At 55.0% G+C, this 19,830-nt stretch carries 21 protein-coding genes; 13 read left to right on the forward strand and 8 right to left on the reverse strand.

Annotation, left to right across the window (positions count from 1 at the left end):
- Window positions 1-156: 156 nt before the first annotated feature.
- Window positions 157-1,278 (forward strand): succinylglutamate desuccinylase/aspartoacylase family protein, encoded by a 1,122-nt coding sequence (locus tag ACZRMH_RS08970; RefSeq protein ID WP_464013115.1) that lies wholly within the window; start codon window positions 157-159, stop codon window positions 1,276-1,278.
- Here ACZRMH_RS08970 and ACZRMH_RS08975 read toward each other — a convergent pair.
- Both ACZRMH_RS08975 and dcd read right to left on the reverse strand, forming a co-directional pair.
- On the reverse strand, window positions 1,270-1,497 hold the full coding sequence (locus ACZRMH_RS08975) for a hypothetical protein (protein ID WP_464013116.1): 228 nt from the start codon (window positions 1,495-1,497) through the stop codon (window positions 1,270-1,272). The two genes, ACZRMH_RS08970 and ACZRMH_RS08975, sit on opposite strands and share 9 nt — an antisense overlap.
- A gap of 93 nt (window positions 1,498-1,590) precedes the next feature.
- The gene (dcd, locus tag ACZRMH_RS08980) at window positions 1,591-2,157 is read right to left on the reverse strand and encodes a dCTP deaminase (protein ID WP_016779707.1); all 567 of its coding nucleotides are present in this window, start codon (window positions 2,155-2,157) and stop codon (window positions 1,591-1,593) included.
- A 352-nt stretch (window positions 2,158-2,509) separates the two neighbouring features.
- On the opposite strand from dcd, the gene ACZRMH_RS08985 reads away from it, so the two are divergent.
- Window positions 2,510-2,719, forward strand: coding sequence for a cold-shock protein (locus tag ACZRMH_RS08985; RefSeq protein ID WP_002554837.1), 210 nt, complete (start codon window positions 2,510-2,512; stop codon window positions 2,717-2,719).
- 245 nt (window positions 2,720-2,964) lie between these two features.
- On the opposite strand, the gene apbC is transcribed toward ACZRMH_RS08985, so the two are convergent.
- Window positions 2,965-4,059 carry an iron-sulfur cluster carrier protein ApbC gene (gene apbC, locus ACZRMH_RS08990; RefSeq protein WP_464013117.1) on the reverse strand — a complete coding sequence of 365 codons (1,095 nt, stop codon included), beginning with the start codon at window positions 4,057-4,059 and terminating at the stop codon, window positions 2,965-2,967.
- Between the two features lie 181 nt (window positions 4,060-4,240).
- Between apbC and metG the strand changes: the two genes are divergently transcribed.
- The 4 genes from metG to ACZRMH_RS09010 all read left to right on the forward strand — a co-directional run bounded on the left by metG (window position 4,241) and on the right by ACZRMH_RS09010 (window position 8,477).
- Complete coding sequence (metG, locus tag ACZRMH_RS08995) at window positions 4,241-6,292, forward strand: methionine--tRNA ligase (protein WP_464013118.1); 2,052 nt, start codon at window positions 4,241-4,243, stop codon at window positions 6,290-6,292.
- A 205-nt stretch (window positions 6,293-6,497) separates the two neighbouring features.
- A complete protein-coding gene (gene rsxB, locus ACZRMH_RS09000; protein ID WP_464013119.1) occupies window positions 6,498-7,490 on the forward strand; it encodes an electron transport complex subunit RsxB in 993 nt (330 codons plus the stop codon).
- A gap of 59 nt (window positions 7,491-7,549) precedes the next feature.
- Complete coding sequence (gene nth / locus ACZRMH_RS09005; protein ID WP_464013120.1) at window positions 7,550-8,188, forward strand: endonuclease III; 639 nt, start codon at window positions 7,550-7,552, stop codon at window positions 8,186-8,188.
- A 106-nt stretch (window positions 8,189-8,294) separates the two neighbouring features.
- A complete protein-coding gene (locus ACZRMH_RS09010; protein ID WP_095037272.1) occupies window positions 8,295-8,477 on the forward strand; it encodes a PA3496 family putative envelope integrity protein in 183 nt (60 codons plus the stop codon).
- Window positions 8,478-8,561: 84 nt separating this feature from the next.
- Here ACZRMH_RS09010 and ACZRMH_RS09015 read toward each other — a convergent pair whose 3' ends face one another.
- On the reverse strand, window positions 8,562-9,188 hold the full coding sequence (locus ACZRMH_RS09015; RefSeq protein WP_464013121.1) for a response regulator: 627 nt from the start codon (window positions 9,186-9,188) through the stop codon (window positions 8,562-8,564).
- Between the two features lie 888 nt (window positions 9,189-10,076).
- Between ACZRMH_RS09015 and ACZRMH_RS09020 the strand changes: the two genes are divergently transcribed.
- Window positions 10,077-10,859, forward strand: coding sequence for a hypothetical protein (locus tag ACZRMH_RS09020; RefSeq protein WP_464013122.1), 783 nt, complete (start codon window positions 10,077-10,079; stop codon window positions 10,857-10,859).
- 76 nt (window positions 10,860-10,935) lie between these two features.
- On the opposite strand, the gene ACZRMH_RS09025 is transcribed toward ACZRMH_RS09020, so the two are convergent.
- Both ACZRMH_RS09025 and ACZRMH_RS09030 read right to left on the reverse strand, forming a co-directional pair.
- A complete protein-coding gene (locus ACZRMH_RS09025) occupies window positions 10,936-12,153 on the reverse strand; it encodes an argininosuccinate synthase (RefSeq protein WP_464013123.1) in 1,218 nt (405 codons plus the stop codon).
- 127 nt (window positions 12,154-12,280) lie between these two features.
- Window positions 12,281-13,186, reverse strand: coding sequence for a flagellar protein MotY (locus tag ACZRMH_RS09030; protein ID WP_464013124.1), 906 nt, complete (start codon window positions 13,184-13,186; stop codon window positions 12,281-12,283).
- 155 nt (window positions 13,187-13,341) lie between these two features.
- On the opposite strand from ACZRMH_RS09030, the gene pyrC reads away from it, so the two are divergent.
- Together pyrC and rnt are read left to right on the forward strand one after the other, a co-directional pair.
- Window positions 13,342-14,388, forward strand: coding sequence for a dihydroorotase (gene pyrC, locus ACZRMH_RS09035; protein ID WP_464013125.1), 1,047 nt, complete (start codon window positions 13,342-13,344; stop codon window positions 14,386-14,388).
- Window positions 14,385-15,059 carry a ribonuclease T gene (gene rnt, locus ACZRMH_RS09040; protein ID WP_016779695.1) on the forward strand — a complete coding sequence of 225 codons (675 nt, stop codon included), beginning with the start codon at window positions 14,385-14,387 and terminating at the stop codon, window positions 15,057-15,059. The genes pyrC and rnt overlap by 4 nt, the downstream gene beginning before the upstream one ends.
- Before the next feature lie 77 nt (window positions 15,060-15,136).
- Here rnt and ACZRMH_RS09045 read toward each other — a convergent pair whose 3' ends face one another.
- Complete coding sequence (locus tag ACZRMH_RS09045; RefSeq protein ID WP_003443181.1) at window positions 15,137-15,739, reverse strand: peroxiredoxin; 603 nt, start codon at window positions 15,737-15,739, stop codon at window positions 15,137-15,139.
- Between the two features lie 276 nt (window positions 15,740-16,015).
- Here ACZRMH_RS09045 and ACZRMH_RS09050 point away from each other — a divergent pair, with 276 nt between their 5' ends.
- Window positions 16,016-16,234, forward strand: coding sequence for a bacterioferritin-associated ferredoxin (locus ACZRMH_RS09050; protein WP_464013126.1), 219 nt, complete (start codon window positions 16,016-16,018; stop codon window positions 16,232-16,234).
- 198 nt (window positions 16,235-16,432) lie between these two features.
- Window positions 16,433-16,903 (forward strand): bacterioferritin, encoded by a 471-nt coding sequence (bfr, locus tag ACZRMH_RS09055; RefSeq protein WP_464013127.1) that lies wholly within the window; start codon window positions 16,433-16,435, stop codon window positions 16,901-16,903.
- A 91-nt stretch (window positions 16,904-16,994) separates the two neighbouring features.
- On the opposite strand, the gene grxD is transcribed toward bfr, so the two are convergent.
- On the reverse strand, window positions 16,995-17,336 hold the full coding sequence (grxD, locus tag ACZRMH_RS09060) for a Grx4 family monothiol glutaredoxin (protein ID WP_016779691.1): 342 nt from the start codon (window positions 17,334-17,336) through the stop codon (window positions 16,995-16,997).
- 456 nt (window positions 17,337-17,792) lie between these two features.
- Between grxD and argF the strand changes: the two genes are divergently transcribed.
- Both argF and ACZRMH_RS09070 read left to right on the forward strand, forming a co-directional pair.
- Complete coding sequence (gene argF, locus ACZRMH_RS09065) at window positions 17,793-18,713, forward strand: ornithine carbamoyltransferase (RefSeq protein ID WP_464013128.1); 921 nt, start codon at window positions 17,793-17,795, stop codon at window positions 18,711-18,713.
- Window positions 18,710-19,819, forward strand: a complete 1,110-nt coding sequence (locus ACZRMH_RS09070; RefSeq protein WP_464013129.1) for an ABC transporter ATP-binding protein — start codon at window positions 18,710-18,712, stop codon at window positions 19,817-19,819. The genes argF and ACZRMH_RS09070 overlap by 4 nt, the downstream gene beginning before the upstream one ends.
- Window positions 19,820-19,830: the final 11 nt, after the last annotated feature.

Consider the following 19,830-nt stretch of genomic DNA (forward strand, 5'->3'; position numbering starts at 1 on the left):
GCCTGCCCTCTCCTGCACAAACCAGGGAGAGGGCTTATGCTTAATCAAACAGCGCAACATTTCATTTGTATGTCGCCCGCAATGTGATTGGATAAGGGGCGATCGGGTACAGCGCTACTGCCTGGCCATCACCACTTGGCTCACAAGGACGTTTCCATGCAGCGACATCAAATTCACCCCTTGCTGGCACCTGTTCCGGGTACTGAAAGGCTTATCCACAGCTTTCACTACGGGCCTGCCCAGCCACAGGGCAAGATTTATATCCAGGCTTCGCTGCATGCTGATGAATTGCCCGGCATGCTGGTGGCCTGGCACCTCAAGCAGCGCCTTACCGAACTGGAGGCAGCAGGGCGATTGCTCAGCGAGATCGTCGTGGTGCCCGTGGCCAACCCGGTGGGTCTGGAGCAGGTGCTGTTGGATATCCCGCTGGGCCGTTACGAGCTGCACAGCGGGCAGAATTTCAATCGCAACTTCCTCGACCTGAGCACCCAGATCGGTGACGAGCTTGAAGGCCAACTCAGCAATGATCCTGCGCAAAACCTGCAGTTGATCCGGCGTCGCTTGCGCGAACTGCTGGCTGCGCAAGTACCGACAACGCAGTTGCACTCACAACGCCTGACCCTGCAAACACTGGCCTGCGATGCCGATATGGTGCTGGATCTGCATTGCGATTATGAAGCCGTACCCCACCTGTACACCACGCCAGAGGCCTGGTTGCAGGTCGAGCCGCTGGCGCGCCACCTCGGCGCTCAAGCCAGCCTGCTGGCAACCGACTCCGGCGGACTGTCGTTCGATGAGTGTTTCACCCTGCTGTGGTGGCAATTACAGCAACGTTTCGGCCATTGTTACGCCATTCCCCAGGGCAGCTTTTCCGTCACCCTTGAGTTGCGCGGCCTGGCTGACGTGAACCACAGTTATGCCGAGCACGACTGTCAGGCGCTGATTGATTATCTGATCGATTTTGGCGCGATTGACGGCGAGTCCAGACCTTTACCTGCCCTTCTCTACCCCGCGACCCCCTTGGCTGGCGTAGAGCCCGTGGCATCGCCTGTGGGCGGGCTGCTGGTGTTCAATGCCAAGCCAGGGGAATACCTGTGCGCAGGCCAGTTGATTGCCGAGATCATTGACCCTATCAGCGACAGGCTCACACCGATCTACTGCACCAGCGCAGGTTTGCTCTATGCCCGCTCGCAACGGCGAATGGCCACCGCAGGCATGGTGATTGCCCACGTGGCAGGCCGTGAGGCCTACCGCAGCGGCTATCTGCTATCACCTTGAGCAAATACAGGCCCAGGCAACCGGGGCAGGCGGAGGCTCATCAGGCAGCGTTGGCACGCCCGGTTCGGGTTCGATCGGTTGCGGAGTGTCCGGGTCAGGCTGGCCGGGGATGCCACCTGCATGGATCTGGGGAAAGGCAAGCAGAGACCACGCCAGCAGCCCTACCTGATTAGGCTCAAGGTTTGCCAGTTGGGCGCGGATACTCGGATCAATCTTCATGAGGCACTCCTGAGCGATGATCCGGCTCGCTGAATGCGTAACCGGAAATACACTCAATAGAGTGCTTTATCGCTCAAGAATTCCCTCTGTTCGTCAGGTGCGTGGCAAGGTCACGCCGCGCTGGCCCTGATACTTGCCGCCACGGTCCTTGTACGACACTTCGCACTCTTCGTCAGATTCAAAGAACAGCATTTGCGCCACGCCTTCGTTGGCGTAGATCTTGGCTGGCAACGTGGTGGTGTTGGAGAACTCCAAAGTCACATGGCCTTCCCACTCAGGCTCAAGCGGCGTCACGTTAACGATAATGCCGCAACGTGCGTAGGTGCTTTTACCCAGGCAGATGGTCAGCACGTTGCGTGGAATACGGAAGTATTCAACGGTGCGCGCCAGGGCGAAGGAGTTGGGCGGGATGATGCAGACGTCGCTGGTGACATCGACAAAGCTTCCTGCGTCGAAATTCTTCGGATCTACGGTCGCCGAGTTGATATTGGTGAAGACCTTGAACTCGTTTGCGCAACGAACGTCATAGCCGTAGCTCGATACGCCGTAGGAAATCAGACGGTTCTCGCCTTCTTCACGCACCTGACGCTCGACGAAAGGTTCGATCATGCCGTGCTCTTGCGCCATGCGGCGAATCCACTTGTCCGGTTTGATGCTCATGGCGGGTGTCCTGAATAGCGAGGTAGAAAATTCTGTTGGGCATCTTACCGCCCCCCAAGGCCCGGTTCAAAAATCTCGGGCAAAAATATCGAAAATAGCGTTAGAACCCCTGAATACAGGCTGCAAAGGCAACCGTCAGTCACGTTTTTAGAGAAACCTTCGCAAAGACCCTTTGCACGTTCTGAAAAAAGCGTTAAGGTGGCGCCACTGTGTTGCTTGTGTCACTGAGAATCTCTACACGATATGTTGAATTTCGATCCAACCATCTCCAAGAATTTTTCCTGCTCTTTGCACTCAGTCTCGGCCAGGGCTTTTCCTGCGTCGCAGTTATCTTTGTTCAAGGAGTTACACCATGTCTAATCGCCAAACTGGTACCGTTAAGTGGTTCAACGATGAAAAAGGCTTCGGCTTCATCACTCCACAATCCGGTGACGACCTGTTTGTTCACTTCAAAGCAATCCAATCCGACGGCTTCAAAAGCCTGAAAGAAGGCCAACAGGTTTCTTTCATCGCTACCCGCGGTCAGAAAGGCATGCAAGCTGAGGAAGTTCAAGTTATCTAACTTGTACTGATCCAGTAAAAAACCCCGCCCTTAAAAGCGGGGTTTTTTTATGCCCGCAATAAATGCAACACCTTTTGTAGCAGTTGACGAGTAAAGCGAGGCTACGTTCGGCTGCGCAGCAGTCGTAAACCATTCAGCCCGGTGCATCAGATACACCGCGCTTACCGGGTTTGCGACGATTACATCGTCGAACGCAACCTCGTACTACTCGTCAGTTGTGACAAAAACCAGGAATCATTGCCTGCTCAGTCGTCGCTGGTAGTAATGGTCGGCATGGCCTGCGAAGCCGCTTCATGCAGAACAATACGCGCACCCACCTGACGGGCCAGCTCCTGATAGATCAAGGCAATCGGGCTATCAGGGTCAGCAACCGCTGTTGGCTTGCCATTATCGGCCTGCTCGCGGATCTCCATCGACAGCGGCAGTGAGGCCAGCACCTCAACGCCATATTGCGTCGCCAGCTTCTCGCCACCGCCCTCACCGAACAGATGCTCTGTGTGGCCGCAGTTTGAGCAAATATGTACCGCCATATTTTCCACTACGCCGAGCACCGGAATATTCACCTTGCGGAACATCTCGACCCCCTTGCGCGCATCCAGCAAGGCCAGATCCTGCGGCGTGGTCACAATCACCGAACCGGTCACAGGGACTTTTTGCGCCAGAGTCAGCTGGATATCACCAGTGCCCGGCGGCATATCGATGATCAGATAATCAAGATCATTCCACGCTGTTTGCGTAACCAACTGCAACAACGCACCCGACACCATCGGGCCGCGCCAGACCATCGGCGTGTTGTCGTCGGTCAGAAATGCCATCGACATCACTTCAACACCGTGGGCTTCAATGGGTACAAACCACTTTTGATCGCGAATCTTTGGCCGCGTACCTTCCGCGATGCCAAACATCACACCCTGGCTCGGGCCGTAAATGTCCGCATCCAGAATCCCCACCCGCGCGCCTTCACGGGCCAGCGCCAGGGCCAGGTTGGCTGCGGTGGTGGACTTGCCGACACCGCCCTTGCCGGAAGCCACGGCGACAATGTTTTTCACATTGGCCAGCCCAGGGATTTGCGCCTGGCCCTTGTGCGCAGCAATCACGCAGTTGATCTCGACCTTGGCCGAGGTCACCCCATCCATATTTTCGATGGCCATTTGCAACACTTGCGCCCAACCACTTTGGAACAGGCCGGCGGCATAACCCAGCTCAAGCTGAACGCTGACGCGCTCACCCTGAACCTCAATATTGCGCACGCACCCGGCACTGACCGGATCCTGATTCAAATAAGGGTCGGTGTATTGGCGAAGGACGGCCTCCACCGCTGCGCGATTGACTGCGCTCATGAGCAACTCCCGTAAAGACTGAGTAAAACAGGCCGCTATCGTACCTGTAATAAACCACCGGCAGCAGGCTTTTGAACCGGCCAAAAATAGCTCAAACGATCAGATGCACGACCACGGGGTGAAATATATTGCCCGGCGCTTTATAGTGGCCGACCACCGTCTCATCAAGTAGCCGAGCCCCATGTCCGAGCCACGCAATATCTTAGTCACCAGCGCCCTGCCCTATGCCAATGGTTCAATTCACCTTGGCCATATGCTTGAGTACATCCAGACTGATATGTGGGTGCGCTTCCAGAAACTTCGCGGCAATCAGTGCACTTACGTCTGCGCAGACGATGCCCACGGCTCGGCCATCATGTTGCGCGCCGAGAAAGAAGGCATCACCCCCGAGCAACTGATCGCCAACGTCCAGGCTGAACACAGCGCCGACTTTGCCGAGTTCCTCGTCGACTTCGACAACTTCCATTCGACCCACGCCGAAGAAAACCGTGAGCTGTCGAGTGCGATTTATATCAAGTTGCGCGAAGCCGGGCATATCGCTACCCGTTCGATCACCCAGTACTTCGACCCGGAAAAGAAAATGTTCCTGGCCGACCGCTTCATCAAGGGCACCTGCCCAAAATGTGGCACTGAAGATCAATACGGCGACAACTGCGAAAAATGCGGTGCCACCTACGCGCCAACCGACCTCAAGAACCCTAAGTCGGCCATTTCCGGCGCCACTCCGGTACTTAAGGACTCCGAGCACTTCTTCTTCAAGCTGCCCGACTTCGATGCCATGCTCAAAAGCTGGACCCGTAGCGGCGCCCTGCAAGATGCAGTAGCCAACAAGATCGCCGAATGGCTGGATGCCGGCCTGCAACAGTGGGATATTTCCCGCGATGCGCCGTACTTCGGCTTCGAGATCCCGGACGCGCCAGGCAAGTACTTCTATGTATGGCTGGACGCGCCAATCGGCTACATGGCCAGCTTCAAGAACCTCTGCGCCCGTCGCCCTGAACTGGACTTCGACGCGTACTGGGCCAAAGACTCCACCGCCGAGCTGTACCACTTTATCGGCAAGGACATCGTCAACTTCCACGCCCTGTTCTGGCCAGCCATGCTTGAAGGCGCAGGCTATCGCAAGCCAACCGCCATCAACGTTCACGGTTACCTGACCGTCAACGGCCAGAAGATGTCCAAATCCCGCGGCACCTTTATCAAGGCCCGCACCTATCTGGACCATCTGGCGCCTGAATATCTGCGCTACTACTACGCCTCCAAGCTGGGGCGCGGCGTTGATGACCTCGACCTGAACCTGGAAGACTTCGTACAGAAGGTCAACTCGGACCTGGTCGGTAAAGTGGTCAATATCGCCAGCCGTTGCGCAGGTTTTATTCACAAGGGCAACGCCGGGGTAATGGTCGAGGGCAATGCTGCTCCCGAACTGACCGAAGCGTTCCTGGCCGCGGCACCCAGCATTGCCGAAGCTTATGAAGCTCGCGACTTTGCCCGGGCCATGCGTGAAATCATGGCTTTGGCCGACCGTGCCAACGCCTGGATCGCTGATAAAGCACCTTGGGCAATGGCCAAGGTTGAAGGCAAGCAAACTGAAGTTCAGGCGGTCTGCGCTCTGGGCATCAACCTGTTCCGTCAGTTGATCATCTTCCTCAAGCCGGTCTTGCCAGTACTCGCAGCCGATGCAGAAGCATTCCTGAATATCGAACCCCTGACCTGGAACGATCACCAGGTATTGTTGGCCAACCACCAGTTGAACGCCTTCAAACCATTGTTGACCCGTATCGACCCGGTCAAGGTCCAGGCCATGACCGACGCTTCGAAAGAAGACCTGGTCGCCAGCCAGACCGACACCGGCAGCGCTGCACCACAAGGCAATGGCGAGTTGCTCAAGGAGCCGCTGGCCGCTGAGATCGAGTTCGACACCTTTGCTGCCGTGGACTTGCGCGTCGCGCTGATCCTTAAGGCTGAAGCCGTTGAAGGCGCCGACAAGCTGCTGCGCTTGACCCTGGATATTGGCGACGAGCAACGCAACGTGTTTTCCGGGATCAAGAGCGCCTACCCGAACCCGGCTGAGCTCGAAGGTCGCCTGACCATGATGATCGCCAACTTGAAGCCGCGTAAAATGCGCTTCGGCATGTCTGAAGGTATGGTGATGGCTGCCGGCCCTGGCGGTGAAGAAATTTACCTGCTGAGCCCGGATAGTGGCGCCAAGCCAGGCCAACGCATCAAGTAACACTGCCCCTTTGCACCGTCTGGTGGCCTGCAGGCCGCCAGACGCTGTTCATCAGTAGCCGCCCTTCCCGTCATGCCGGATAATCAGCAGCACTTGTCGAGCTGAACGATCCTGCACGCATGCTAGACCCTAACGCCCCCTATTTATCTCTGCGCATGTTGAGCGTCGCCCGGTTGCGACCCGCTGTAACTGGACTGATCACACCATGAGCCTGATTCAACGTATTGATGCTTTATTGCCGCAAACTCAATGCGGAAAATGTGGCCACCCCGGCTGCAAACCCTATGCGCAAGGCATTGCCCAAGGCGAGGCCATCAACAAGTGCCCGCCTGGCGGGGCCGAAACCATTGCAGCACTGGCCAGCCTGCTCAGTATTCCCGTGCTGGCACTGGATACCGATCGTGGAACTGCACCGCCACAAGTGGCCTATATCCGCGAAGCAGAATGCATAGGCTGCACCAAATGCATTCAGGCCTGCCCGATCGACGCCATTCTTGGCGCAGCCAAGCTTATGCACAGCGTGATTGTCGATGAATGCACTGGCTGCGACCTGTGCGTGGCACCGTGCCCGGTAGACTGCATTGAAATGCGCCCGCTGCCTGCCAATGTAATCCCGATTGTCGGCGGCCACGCGCAGGATGCAGCGCAGTACAACGCCCGCAACCAGAAACGCGAGCATGCCCGCAGACGCTATGAGCTACGCGACGAGCGCCTGCGCCGCGAAGAGCAACACAGGCAAGCCGAACGCCTTGCTCGAGCCCAGCGCCCGCCTGCAGGAGCAGCCAGCGGCACGCAAGCGCAAGCCCCCGGGGCAGAACCTGCCAGCCTCAGTGACGCCGCACTTAAAAAAGCCAAGGTCACACTGGCCATGGCCCGCGCGCAACTGAACAAATCGCTCAAGGCATTCGGGCATCCTCCAACCGCACAGCAGCAATCCCAACTGGTCATTCTGCAACAGCAGTTTGAATCTGCGGAGCAGGCATTGGCTCAACTGGAGTCCGCTCCCCAGGCCTTAAGTCCCGCACCGGTAGCCAATACTGCCGAACTCAAGCGCGCAAAAATCCAGCTGGCCATGCGCCGCGCCGAACTTAAAAAAGCCATAAGCCAGGAGCTGCCCGGCGCCGAGCTGACGCTTTTGACTGACGCTGTGACTCAAGCAGAATCAGCACTCCATGCGCTGGAGCCCGCCAAGGCTTGAAAGATTCATATAAACGCCCCACCGTTTAACGGACAGCTCTCCAGGAAACGTTTTTAACCATGAACGCCGCAAAGCGCCTTGAAATATTTCGCCGGTTTCACGAAGACAACCCTGAACCCAAAACCGAACTGGCCTATTCATCGCCTTTTGAACTGCTTATCGCCGTAATCCTTTCTGCACAGGCGACTGACGTCAGCGTAAACAAGGCAATGGCTAAACTGTTTCCGGTCGCCAATACACCAGAAGCCATCTACGCTCTGGGGGTGGAGGGTCTGTCGCAATACATCAAGACCATCGGTCTGTATAACAGCAAGGCCAAGAACGTCATTGAAACCTGCCGTTTATTGATTGAGCTCCATGACAGCCAGGTCCCACAAACCCGAGAAGAGCTTGAAGCACTCCCCGGTGTAGGTCGCAAAACGGCAAACGTTGTGCTTAATACGGCTTACCGGCAATTGACCATGGCCGTAGACACCCATATTTTCAGGGTCAGCAACCGAACCGGTATTGCACCAGGCAAAAACGTGGTGGAGGTCGAGAAAAACCTCATGAAGTTTGTACCAAAACCCTACCTGCTGGACGCCCATCACTGGCTTATCCTGCACGGGCGCTACGTGTGCCAGGCGCGCAAGCCACGGTGTGGCAGCTGTCGCATAGAAGACCTGTGCGATTTCAAGGAAAAAACCTCTGATGATTGAGCGATAGAGGTTTTATGGACTGATCGATTGAGAAAATCTTTTTTACCCGAGCCGCGATTATCGCTATAAGGGGCGCCATTGACTGTCTTAGCCTGGAGTGAACTAAATGAGCACTGGCAAAGAAGAACTGGAAGTAGAGGAAGATTTTGCAGTTGTCGATCCGGACGAAGTCGTGGAGCCCGTTGTCGAGGTCGCTAAAACCAATTTGGCCAAACGCCGCACCATTGACGCACTGCTGGAAGAAAAACGGCTCAGAAAAGAGCTGGAAGATTATGGATACGACCTGTAATCCGTAAGACACGACATCAAAAGCCTCCTGTAGCGGAGGCTTTTACACAGGGGCTTTGGGGGTCACATCCCTAGGCCCCTCGATTCACACCAAGCCATTACGTTGTGCCAGCTCAATCAAATCGACAAGTGAGCGGGCGTTCAGCTTCAGTAAGAGGCGCGTTTTGTAAGTACTTACCGTTTTATTACTCAGAAACATCCCATCCGCTATTTCCTTGTTGCTCTTGCCCCGCGCCAACTGCTGCAACACCATCATCTCTCGCCCCGAAAGGCGATTGACCATGTCCGCTTCACTGGCATTGCCCAAGCTTGAACGCACCGAGTGCAAGGCTTGATTGGGGAAATAGCTATAGCCAGACAGCACAGCCTTGATGGCACTCAACAGTTCGGTCAAGTCCTGCTGCTTGCATACATAGCCGGCTGCACCTGCCTGCATGCAACGCATGGAGAAATGACCAGGGGCTTGCGAAGTCAACACCAGCACCTTGATAGGCACTCCCGGCGTGGACAACCGCGCGATAACTTCAAGCCCGTCAAGCTTGGGTATTCCTATATCCAGAATTACAATATCAGGCGCATATACACGCGCAAGTTGCAAAGCATCCACACCGTTATCCGTCTCTGCAATGACCTCGTAGCCATGGCGTTCCATGAGCATACGCACAGCAAGACGAATTACAGGATGATCATCCACGATCAGCACTTTATTCATGGGCCATTCCAATTTATCGCTGTTCGAATTTTCAGAACCAGCACCATAGCCTAGTCGTAACAAACTGGGCATAGCGTCCCCCCCAAGCATCAACAACCAAAGACATTTCCTACAAATATCGAAGATTCACCCTACAGAAATCACCCATAAAAACTAACTACCCAGACTAATTGCACAAGCAGTCACACAGGCAACAAAAGCACGCCAACGAAAAACAAAATCGAAAACCTGATATAAACGCACATCAAAAAGCGGTCCAGGCAGCTCAAAAAACCAACTGCATATTTCACCTCCCGACATAAAAATATTACATATCGCATTCAGAATAAATCACCAGAACTGCATAGGCAGCCCTGATATTCATCCAAACTGAAATCTACTATTTTTCCAGGAGAAAGTATTACAATTTCATACTTACAGAATTGGACTACAGACTATTCAGAAAACACCCAAAAACAAGATCAACTCCAAGGCCATTCAACCCCCTGTAATTCATTTGGACTAAAAATAAAAAATCGATAGATCCGCTCATCGAAGAACAGCTCTCAGCCCTGCATTTCCCGTCAAATTCAATTCTAGACTAAAAAACTTAAGCCCCCTCCTACAGAACAGGCTGAATAACACGCAAACAATTCAGTTTAAACAACGGTATATCTCCTACAAAACAACCATTATCCACAAAAATTCGAAAATACCGCTCGACCGACGCTTCACCAGGACCTGCCATTGATTTGCGACTTTAAAAAAACACGACTAACTTTAAAAAAACGTTCCCAGCCGCCAAAGGGAACACCCCCCCATCGCCAGATTTGAATTTACGCGAAACTTCCACACACTCCAGAGCCCCTTTTCTTACTGGCCACCTCAATCTCATTTACAGGTAGTCACATGATAAAAAACACCCTAAAAATCAACAACCCGCTGACCGTTATAGCGGTCTTCTCAATGTTGACCGAAGCCTCGGCGGCAGTATCACTGCCCTATATCGACAGTGAACATCAAAAAATATACGTCTGGTTCCTGATTGTTTTTCCATTACTTTTAATAGTACTGTTTTTCCTGACCCTGAACTTCAACAACAAAACACTTTATACGCCGGCAGATTTTTCCAAAGCCGAAAACACTCATACAGCAACCCCTTGCTCCGCCATGCCGTGCATGGAGCCAGCCACGCGGGTTGAAAACACCGAAACACCCGTACAAAGTCCTTTTCCCCCTGTGCAACTTTCAGGCATTAAATACAACCTTTATAGCCCACAGAACTTTATCTTCCTGCCCCAAGAGCAAAGGATTTACGACTGCGCCCCACCTCCCTTTTCTGTAACTGAAAAAGCCCCCGAAACACTCGTTACAAAAAGCCAGGTGCTGATAGAAGCTATCGACTTACAAAGTATTCATCTCATTGACCTGAGCCACCCACAGTTACGGCCATCCGCCAAAAGCACACCCGAAGATGTGCTGCATAGTTATTACAAGGCAACACGCAAATACAAAAACCAAATTCACAAGCATGACGTACTGCTGCTACTTACCCACAAGCACTCAAACATCCCGCCAGAGGCTCTACGACTTGCTATCGAAAAATTCAAGCATGCTTCTGCCATCGCCCATACCACGATTATCAGTTACAACATAAACACACACCGACTGGCCATCCTGAATTCACCCTGATACGCCCACAAGCGCCTGAATTTCAAGCAAAAAAAAGCCCCGACCAATCGGCCGGGGCTTTTTATCTGGGCACGTATCAGAACAACTTACGGCCTTTGTTTGCAGCAATGCGCATGCGCAATGCATTCAACTTGATGAAGCCGGCAGCGTCAGCCTGGTTGTAAGCACCGCCATCTTCTTCAAAGGTTGCGATGTTGGCATCAAACAACGACTCATCAGACTTTCGGCCAGTAACAATTACGTTGCCTTTGTACAGTTTAAGGCGAACAACACCGTTAACATGAGCCTGGGAAGCATCAATCATCTGTTGCAGCATGATGCGCTCAGGGCTCCACCAGTAGCCGGTGTAGATCAGGCTGGCGTACTTTGGCATCAACTCGTCTTTGAGGTGAGCCACTTCACGGTCCAGAGTAATCGACTCGATAGCGCGGTGAGCACGCAGCATGATGGTGCCGCCCGGAGTTTCGTAGCAACCACGGGACTTCATGCCAACGTAACGGTTCTCAACGATGTCGAGACGACCGATACCATTCTCGCCGCCAATACGGTTGAGCGTGGCCAGCACGGTGGCCGGAGTCATCTCAACACCGTCCAGCGCAACGATATCGCCGTTGCGGTAAGTCAGCTCCAGATAAGTCGGCGTGTTAGGCGCGTCTTCCGGCGACTTGGTCCAACGCCACATGTCTTCTTCGTGCTCGGTCCAGGTATCTTCCAGCACACCGCCCTCGTAAGAGATGTGCAGCAAGTTGGCATCCATCGAGTACGGAGATTTTTTCTTGCCGTGACGTTCGATCGGGATTGCATGCTTTTCAGCGTAATCCATCAGTTTTTCACGGGAAAGCAAGTCCCACTCACGCCAAGGAGCAATAACCTTGACCCCTGGTTTCAAGGCATAGGCACCCAGTTCAAAACGAACCTGGTCATTGCCTTTACCCGTTGCGCCGTGGGAAATGGCATCTGCGCCAGTTTCGTTGGCGATTTCAATCAGGCGTTTGGCGATCAGCGGACGAGCGATCGAAGTACCCAGCAGGTACTCGCCTTCGTAAACAGTGTTGGCGCGGAACATCGGGAAAACGAAGTCTCGAACAAACTCTTCGCGCAGGTCATCAATGTAGATTTCCTTGACGCCCATGGCTTGCGCCTTGGCACGTGCAGGTTCGACCTCTTCACCCTGACCCAGGTCAGCGGTAAAGGTTACGACTTCACAGTTATAAGTATCCTGCAGCCACTTCAGGATCACCGAAGTGTCCAGGCCGCCCGAATAAGCCAGAACGACCTTGTTTACGTCCGCCATGCCATCACTCCACGGGTTGTTCGAAAAGCCGAACAGTCTACCGCCCATATCCATGAAATTACAGAGGCGCGACAGCTTAAGACGACAAAGCGACAGTTTATATCAAAGACGCGACGACAGCCTTACCTCAGGAAATGGCCGCAGGGTTGTCGACGCCTACAGATGGCGCTGCTTTTTCAGGCTCCGGGAGTCGCTCCAGACGGACGCTTACCCGGCGGTTTTTCGCACGGTTTGCCGGACTGGTATTCGTCGCCAAGGGGTATTGCTCACCGTGAAAGCGCACCGTGATCTGCGACTCCTGCAGGCCACTCAGCTTGAAGTACTCCATTACCGCCAATGCCCGGCGCCGGGACAGCTCACGATTGGTCAGACGATTGCCCTGGTTGTCGGAGTAACCGTCGAGGATTACGTGGTTGACCGTTGGGTCGGCCTTCAAGTACTCCACCATGACTTGCAGGTTAATTCGCGCCGCAGCGTCCAGCTCGGTACCGCCCCCGGGGAAACCGATCTGGCTTTGCCTGACCTGTTCGAAGTTTTTCGGCAAAAGCTTTGTCGTGCACGCCTCGTAATCGCTGTAAGCCTGCCGGAACCTGGCAGGCAACAAGCGTACCTCCGAGACATTACCCTCACGGGAGTAATGCCTGACCAATGGGCTGCGCCCCTCGATCAAGCCTCGAAACAAATTGGCCGCCTGGGCCTGGGAACTGTTGAACAGTACCTGGCCTCGGCCGATCCGTACCGACCCCAGATCGATGTCCCCCCTGCCCGGTTGCCACGGCGCTGCAGCGGCCAATAGCTTTGCAGAGCCCTCGCCCAGCATCGAGTTGTAGGCATTGAGGCGAAACACCGCCTGCTCTCCTGCACGTCTGACAAAAGCGCCTGAACCAAAATCGGTGATGGGCTGAATCAATCGGCATTCAAACTTGTCGCCTTCCACTTTCCACTCGATATTCTCCAGCCGTGTCTGAAAAGTCAGAGCCATGGCCGGCAGGCTGGCAAACATACTGAGCAGGATGAAATAACACTGGCGCACGGGAGGCTCCAAAGGCTTGTACTGCAAAAACACAGTCCACAGATTTACGACATACCCATCAGATATCGGTCAGCAATCACAAAACTTGATAGCGAGTGCCTGACAGTGTCTTTTCCGGTAGCATTCACCTCAGTTCGACCCGCCTGGAATTCCCAATGTCTGACCGCCTGACCCTGCTGCGTCCCGACGACTGGCATATACATCTTCGCGATGGTGCTGTGTTGCCTCACACTGTCGCGGATGTCGCGCGCACTTTTGGCCGCGCCATCATCATGCCCAACCTGGTACCTCCGGTGCGTAATGCTGCCGAAGCCGATGCCTATCGCCAGCGCATTCTGGCTGCTCGCCCGGCCGGTAGCCGTTTCGAGCCGCTGATGGTGCTGTACCTCACTGACCGAACACAGCCAGATGACATTCGTACGGCCAAGGCCAGCGGATTCGTTCATGCTGCCAAGCTGTATCCGGCTGGGGCAACGACCAACTCCGACTCCGGTGTTACCAGCATTGACGCGATCTTCCCGGTTCTGGAAGTCATGGCCGAAGTCGGCATGCCTTTGCTGATCCATGGTGAAGTGACCCGCGCTGGCGTCGACGTCTTTGACCGCGAAAAGATCTTCATCGACGAGCATATGCGCCGCGTTGTCGATCGTTTCCCGACGCTGAAAGTCGTGTTTGAGCACATCACCACCGCAGAAGCCGTGCAGTTCGTCAACGAGGCCCCGGCCAACGTCGGCGCAACCATCACCGCTCACCACCTGCTTTACAACCGCAATCACATGCTGGTTGGCGGCATTCGTCCGCACTTCTATTGCCTGCCGATCCTCAAGCGCAACACCCATCAGGAAGCCCTGCTGGATGCAGCCACGAGCGGCAGCGAGAAGTTTTTCCTTGGCACCGACTCGGCACCCCATGCCCAGCACGCCAAGGAAGCAGCGTGCGGTTGTGCCGGTTGCTATACCGCCTACGCAGCCATCGAGATGTACGCTGAAGCTTTCGAACAGCGCAATGCGCTGGACAAACTGGAAGCCTTTGCCAGCCTCAACGGCCCGCGCTTCTACGGACTGCCCGTCAGCACCGAACAGATCACCCTGGTTCGCCAGGAATGGACCGCCCCTGCCAGCCTGCCTTTCGGCGAGCTGACCGTAATTCCGCTGCGCGCCGGTGAAAAACTGCGCTGGCGCCTGCTGGAGGAACAACTGTGAGTGACGACCATTATGATGACGAACACGAAGGCGGCCATGGCGGCGGACCACGCCACCCGATGGCAGAGCGCTTTCGCGGTTATCTGCCGGTCGTAATCGATGTTGAAACCGGCGGTTTCAACAGTGCTACTGATGCCTTGCTGGAAATTGCTGCCGTAACGATCGGCATGGACGAAAGAGGCTTTGTGTTCCCTGAACACACCTATTTCCACCGTGTAGAGCCGTTTGAAGGCGCCAATATCGAAGCCGCTGCACTGGAATTCACCGGAATCAAGCTCGATCACCCGCTGCGCATGGCTGTCAGTGAAGAGACGGCCCTGACCGATATCTTCCGGGGCGTACGCAAGGCCCTGAAAGCCAATGGTTGCAAGCGCGCCATTCTGGTCGGCCACAACAGCAGCTTCGACCTGGGCTTCCTCAACGCAGCTGTCGCGCGCCTGGACATGAAACGCAACCCGTTTCATCCGTTCTCCAGCTTCGACACCGCGACCCTTGCTGGCCTGGCCTATGGCCAGACAGTACTGGCCAAAGCCTGCCAGGCCGCCGACATCGATTTTGACGGGCGTGAGGCGCACTCGGCACGTTACGACACCGAAAAAACCGCCGAGCTGTTCTGTGGCATCGTCAACAGCTGGAAACAAATGGGCGGCTGGAAAGACTTCAACGACTGATCCTGTCGTTCAGGCCATTCCCGCAGCATAAAAAAACCGGACACTGGGTCCGGTTTTTTTATGCCTGAAAGCTACCCTTACAGCTGGTCAGCATTCTCAGTCAGGTAAGCCGCTACACCTGCAGTGGAAGCGGTCATGCCCTTATCGCCTTTTTTCCAGTTGGCCGGGCACACTTCGCCGTGCTCTTCGTGGAATTGCAGAGCATCTACCAGACGCAGCAGCTCGTCCATGTTACGGCCCAGTGGCAGGTCGTTGACGATCTGGGAACGGACAACGCCCTTGTCGTCGATCAGGAACGCGCCGCGCAGAGCAACGCCGCCTTCGGTTTCAACGTCGTAAGCCTTGCAGATGGCGTGATTGATGTCGGCAGCCATGGTGTATTTCACCTGGCCGATGCCGCCATTGTTCACTGGCGTGTTGCGCCATGCGTTGTGAGTGAAATGGGAGTCGATGGACACGGCAACCACTTCAACGTTACGCGCCTGGAACTCAGGGATGCGGTGATCCAGAGCGATCAGCTCGGACGGGCATACGAAAGTGAAGTCCAGCGGGTAGAAGAACACCAGGCCATATTTGCCTTTGATGGCGGTGGACAGCGAGAAGCTGTCAACGATTTCGCCATTGCCAAGTACGGCGGCGACGGTGAAGTCAGGGGCTTGTTTGCCTACGAGTACGCTCATTGGATATCTCCTGGTGTGCTACGCAAAGAACAGGATCTGACCGCCATCGTGCAACTGCAGTCGTGTGGCCAGCCCCTGCGTAAAAATGACCGACCATCATACACCGCTCGTCGGAACCGGCCTTAACCCTTTTTCAGCTCTGGCAAAAATCCGTAACAGACCGTTCGTCAGCACAGTGCCAACAAAGCTCAATTGAGACTCAAGGTACTTTGACAATCATTCTCGTTAACATTAAGATCCTTGGCATTGAATCCCAACCAGCGATGGTTCTTATTTATGTACGTTTGCCTTTGCACCGGCGTCACTGATGGAAAAATCCGCGACGCAATCTACGACGGTTGCTGCAGCTACCGTGAAGTGCGCGAAGCGACCGGTGTAGCCAGCCAATGCGGTAAATGTGCATGTGTGGCCAAGCAAGTGGTTCGCGAAACCCTGGCTTCACTGCAAACCAGCCAGGCCGTCATGAGTTTTCCGGCAGAATATTCAGTCGCCTGAACAACAGATTTCAAAGAACCGGACCTTGTGTCCGGTTTTTTTATGCTCAGAATTCAAGTGCTTAGGGCCAAGACGCGGAACACAAACATTCTTATTCCGATTAATTTTCATTTATTATTCAAATACTTAGGTTTGACAGCCAGCAAGGTGCGGCTCAAACTCTGCCGTATATACAGTTAAATAAGGCAGGCTCCAGCCATGAAAGGCGACATTTCGGTTATTCAGCACCTCAATAAAATTCTCGGCAATGAACTGGTCGCAATCAACCAATACTTCCTGCATGCACGCATGTATCAGGATTGGGGCCTGGAGAAGTTGGGTGCACATGAGTACCACGAGTCCATCGACGAGATGAAACACGCGGACAAGCTGATCAAGCGCATCCTGTTCCTGGAAGGCCTGCCAAACGTACAGGACCTGGGCAAGCTGCATATCGGCGAGAACACCAAGGAAATGCTGGAGTGCGATCTGCGCATCGAGAAGACCGGCCACGCCGACCTCAAGGCCGCTATCGCCCACTGTGAAGTCGTAGGCGACTTTGGCAGCCGCGAGATGCTCGAAGATATTCTTGAATCTGAAGAAGAACATATCGACTGGCTGGAAACTCAGTTGGGCCTGATCGATAAAGTAGGTATTGAGAATTACCTGCAATCGCAAATGGGTGAGTAACTAACACCCATTAAAAAGCCCCGCCCTGCTTATCACAGGGGCGGGGCTTTTTTATGCGCGTTACATGACAACTGTAACTACGCGACTGTCATCAGGCTTCAGTCTTGTTTGCAGCGGCTTTCTCTACAGCTTCTTTAATCAAAGCCTGCAAAGAACCATCGGCAGCCATTTCGGCCATGATGTCGCTACCGCCGACCAGCTCACCACCGACCCACAGCTGCGGGAAAGTTGGCCAGTTGGCGTATTTTGGCAGATTGGCGCGAATTTCCGGGTTCTGCAGGATGTCCACGTAAGCGAACTTCTCGCCACAGCCCATGACTGCCTGAGCAGCTTTAGCCGAAAAGCCGCACTGCGGGGCATTCGGGGAGCCTTTCATGTAGAGCAGGATGGTGTTGTTGGCAATCTGGTCTTTAATAGTTTCAATGATATCCACGGAGCACCTCGGCTGAACTTTCCGACTCAGATGTCGGCACGGTGGCATATTGTAACGGAAAGCCGAGCGTCACGCTCGGTCTCCCCGACAGACAATCCAACCCGTAGTGGCTCGTTGAAAGCCCCCCATCGCAGCCTTAGTTGCTCGGCAGCGACCACCAGCCTGGTAACCGTAACCTGACCCGCACAATTGCCAAGCAACGTCAGGGCAGTGTACAAATGAGCAGCTGAGGTGAGGCAAACCGGTTAAACCTGGTTATGGCCGCGTGCTCATGCAGCGCAAGACCCGCTCAAACCTCTATACACGCGACCTTATTGGCAAGACGCGACATTTCCTTATAAGATCGCGCCTTCCCCTATTTCGTCGCCCCGTGCGGCTTTCGCCGCAGGTCTCGCCCGTTTTCCCGAAAACCCCGGCTTTGAGCATCTGCGGTCGTTGCAAAAAAGGTAGTTAATGATGAGCGCAAGGCACTTTCTCTCCCTGATGGATTGCACGCCCGAAGAGCTAGTCAGCGTGATCCGTCGCGGTATCGAGCTGAAGGACCTGCGCGAACGCGGCGTTCTCTTCGAACCCCTGAAAGGTCGTGTACTGGGCATGATTTTCGAGAAGTCGTCGACCCGTACCCGCCTGTCATTTGAAGCTGGCATGATCCAGCTTGGTGGCCAGGCCATTTTCCTGTCGCCACGTGACACCCAACTGGGTCGTGGCGAGCCGATCGGCGACTGTGCCATCGTGATGTCGCGCATGCTCGACGCCGTCATGATCCGTACCTTCGCCCATAGCACGCTCACCGAGTTCGCAGCCAATTCCCGCGTACCTGTCATTAACGGCCTGTCAGACGACCTGCACCCGTGCCAGCTGCTGGCCGATATGCAGACCTTCCTCGAACATCGCGGATCGATCAAAGGCAAGACCGTGGCCTGGATTGGTGACGGCAACAACATGTGCAACAGCTATATAGAAGCAGCCATCCAGTTCGACTTCCAGTTGCGTGTTGCCTGCCCCGAAGGCTATGAGCCAAACCCGGAATTCGTGGCGTTGGCAGGTGATCGCGTAACCATCGTTCGTGATCCGCGTGACGCCGTGATGGGCGCCCACCTGGTGAGCACTGACGTCTGGACCTCGATGGGCCAGGAAGAAGAAACTGCCAAGCGCCTCGAGCTGTTCGCTCCCTACCAGGTCAACCGCGCCCTGCTCGACCTGGCTGCCGACGACGTTCTGTTCATGCATTGCCTGCCGGCTCACCGTGGCGAAGAGATCAGTATCGATCTGCTGGACGACCCGCGCTCGGTGGCATGGGACCAGGCCGAAAACCGCCTGCATGCGCAAAAAGCGCTGCTCGAATTTCTTGTCCAACCGGCGTACCAACCCGCATGAGTCAGCCGTTATTGCTCAACCTCAGCGATCTGGCCTGTGGCTATCAAGGCCAGAGCGTCGTACAAAACCTCAACCTGCACCTCAATGCCGGTGATATAGGTTGCCTGCTAGGCTCCTCAGGCTGCGGTAAAACTACCACCCTGCGCGCGATTGCCGGTTTTGAACCAGTGCATCAGGGCGAAATCACCCTGGCAGGTGAAGTGATCTCCAAAGCCGGCTTCACTCTGGCTCCCGAGAAGCGCCGTATCGGCATGGTGTTTCAGGACTACGCCCTGTTTCCGCATTTGAGCGTGGCTGACAATATCGCGTTCGGGATTCGCAAAAACCCGAACAAAGACCGCGTGACCGAAGAGCTGCTTGAACTGGTCAATCTCAAGAACCTCGGCAAGCGCTTCCCCCATGAGCTCTCCGGCGGCCAGCAGCAACGAGTCGCCCTTGCCCGCGCATTGGCACCCGAGCCGCAATTGCTGTTGCTGGATGAGCCCTTCTCCAACCTCGATGGTGAGTTGCGACGCAAACTCAGCCACGAAGTGCGCGACATTCTGAAAGCGCGTGGCACCAGCGCGATTCTGGTGACACACGACCAGGAAGAAGCCTTCGCTGTAAGCGATCATGTCGGGGTTTTCAAGGAAGGCCGTCTTGAGCAGTGGGACACGCCCTACAACCTCTACCACGAGCCTCAGACACCCTTTGTGGCCAGCTTTATCGGTCAGGGCTACTTTATCCGCGGTCAACTGCTAAGCCCCGAGTCGGTACAAACCGAACTGGGGGTTTTACGCGGCAACCGCGCCTATACCTGGCCAACTGGCTGCGCAGTCGATGTATTGCTGCGCCCGGACGATATCGTCTACGCACCGGACAGCGATTTGAAGGCCCGGATCATCGGCAAAACATTCCTCGGTGCTTCAACCCTGTATCGCCTGCAACTGCCCACTGGCAGCCAGCTGGAGTCGATCTTCCCGAGCCATGCCGATCACTTGCCGGGCGCAGAAGTGGGTATTCGCGTTTCCGCCGAGCATCTGGTGATGTTTCAAACCAGTGGCAGCATCGCCGCGCAAATCCCCCACCCTGAATCTGGCGTAAGGCGTTTCAGCACAGCCAACTAAAACCTTGTGGT

The organism is Pseudomonas sp. B414 (assembly GCF_055408445.1).

Excerpts from the sequence above, each read along its gene's own strand:
- ACZRMH_RS08970 (WP_464013115.1), top strand. The coding sequence starts at position 157 with ATGCAGCGACATCAAATTCACCCCTTGCTGGCACCTGTTCCGGGTACT.
- ACZRMH_RS08975 (WP_464013116.1), bottom strand. The coding sequence starts at position 1,497 with ATGAAGATTGATCCGAGTATCCGCGCCCAACTGGCAAACCTTGAGCCT.
- dcd (WP_016779707.1), bottom strand. The coding sequence starts at position 2,157 with ATGAGCATCAAACCGGACAAGTGGATTCGCCGCATGGCGCAAGAGCAC.
- ACZRMH_RS08985 (WP_002554837.1), top strand. The coding sequence starts at position 2,510 with ATGTCTAATCGCCAAACTGGTACCGTTAAGTGGTTCAACGATGAAAAA.
- apbC (WP_464013117.1), bottom strand. The coding sequence starts at position 4,059 with ATGAGCGCAGTCAATCGCGCAGCGGTGGAGGCCGTCCTTCGCCAATAC.
- metG (WP_464013118.1), top strand. The coding sequence starts at position 4,241 with ATGTCCGAGCCACGCAATATCTTAGTCACCAGCGCCCTGCCCTATGCC.
- rsxB (WP_464013119.1), top strand. The coding sequence starts at position 6,498 with ATGAGCCTGATTCAACGTATTGATGCTTTATTGCCGCAAACTCAATGC.
- nth (WP_464013120.1), top strand. The coding sequence starts at position 7,550 with ATGAACGCCGCAAAGCGCCTTGAAATATTTCGCCGGTTTCACGAAGAC.
- ACZRMH_RS09010 (WP_095037272.1), top strand. The coding sequence starts at position 8,295 with ATGAGCACTGGCAAAGAAGAACTGGAAGTAGAGGAAGATTTTGCAGTT.
- ACZRMH_RS09015 (WP_464013121.1), bottom strand. The coding sequence starts at position 9,188 with ATGAATAAAGTGCTGATCGTGGATGATCATCCTGTAATTCGTCTTGCT.
- ACZRMH_RS09020 (WP_464013122.1), top strand. The coding sequence starts at position 10,077 with ATGATAAAAAACACCCTAAAAATCAACAACCCGCTGACCGTTATAGCG.
- ACZRMH_RS09025 (WP_464013123.1), bottom strand. The coding sequence starts at position 12,153 with ATGGCGGACGTAAACAAGGTCGTTCTGGCTTATTCGGGCGGCCTGGAC.
- pyrC (WP_464013125.1), top strand. The coding sequence starts at position 13,342 with ATGTCTGACCGCCTGACCCTGCTGCGTCCCGACGACTGGCATATACAT.
- ACZRMH_RS09045 (WP_003443181.1), bottom strand. The coding sequence starts at position 15,739 with ATGAGCGTACTCGTAGGCAAACAAGCCCCTGACTTCACCGTCGCCGCC.
- ACZRMH_RS09050 (WP_464013126.1), top strand. The coding sequence starts at position 16,016 with ATGTACGTTTGCCTTTGCACCGGCGTCACTGATGGAAAAATCCGCGAC.
- bfr (WP_464013127.1), top strand. The coding sequence starts at position 16,433 with ATGAAAGGCGACATTTCGGTTATTCAGCACCTCAATAAAATTCTCGGC.
- argF (WP_464013128.1), top strand. The coding sequence starts at position 17,793 with ATGAGCGCAAGGCACTTTCTCTCCCTGATGGATTGCACGCCCGAAGAG.
- ACZRMH_RS09070 (WP_464013129.1), top strand. The coding sequence starts at position 18,710 with ATGAGTCAGCCGTTATTGCTCAACCTCAGCGATCTGGCCTGTGGCTAT.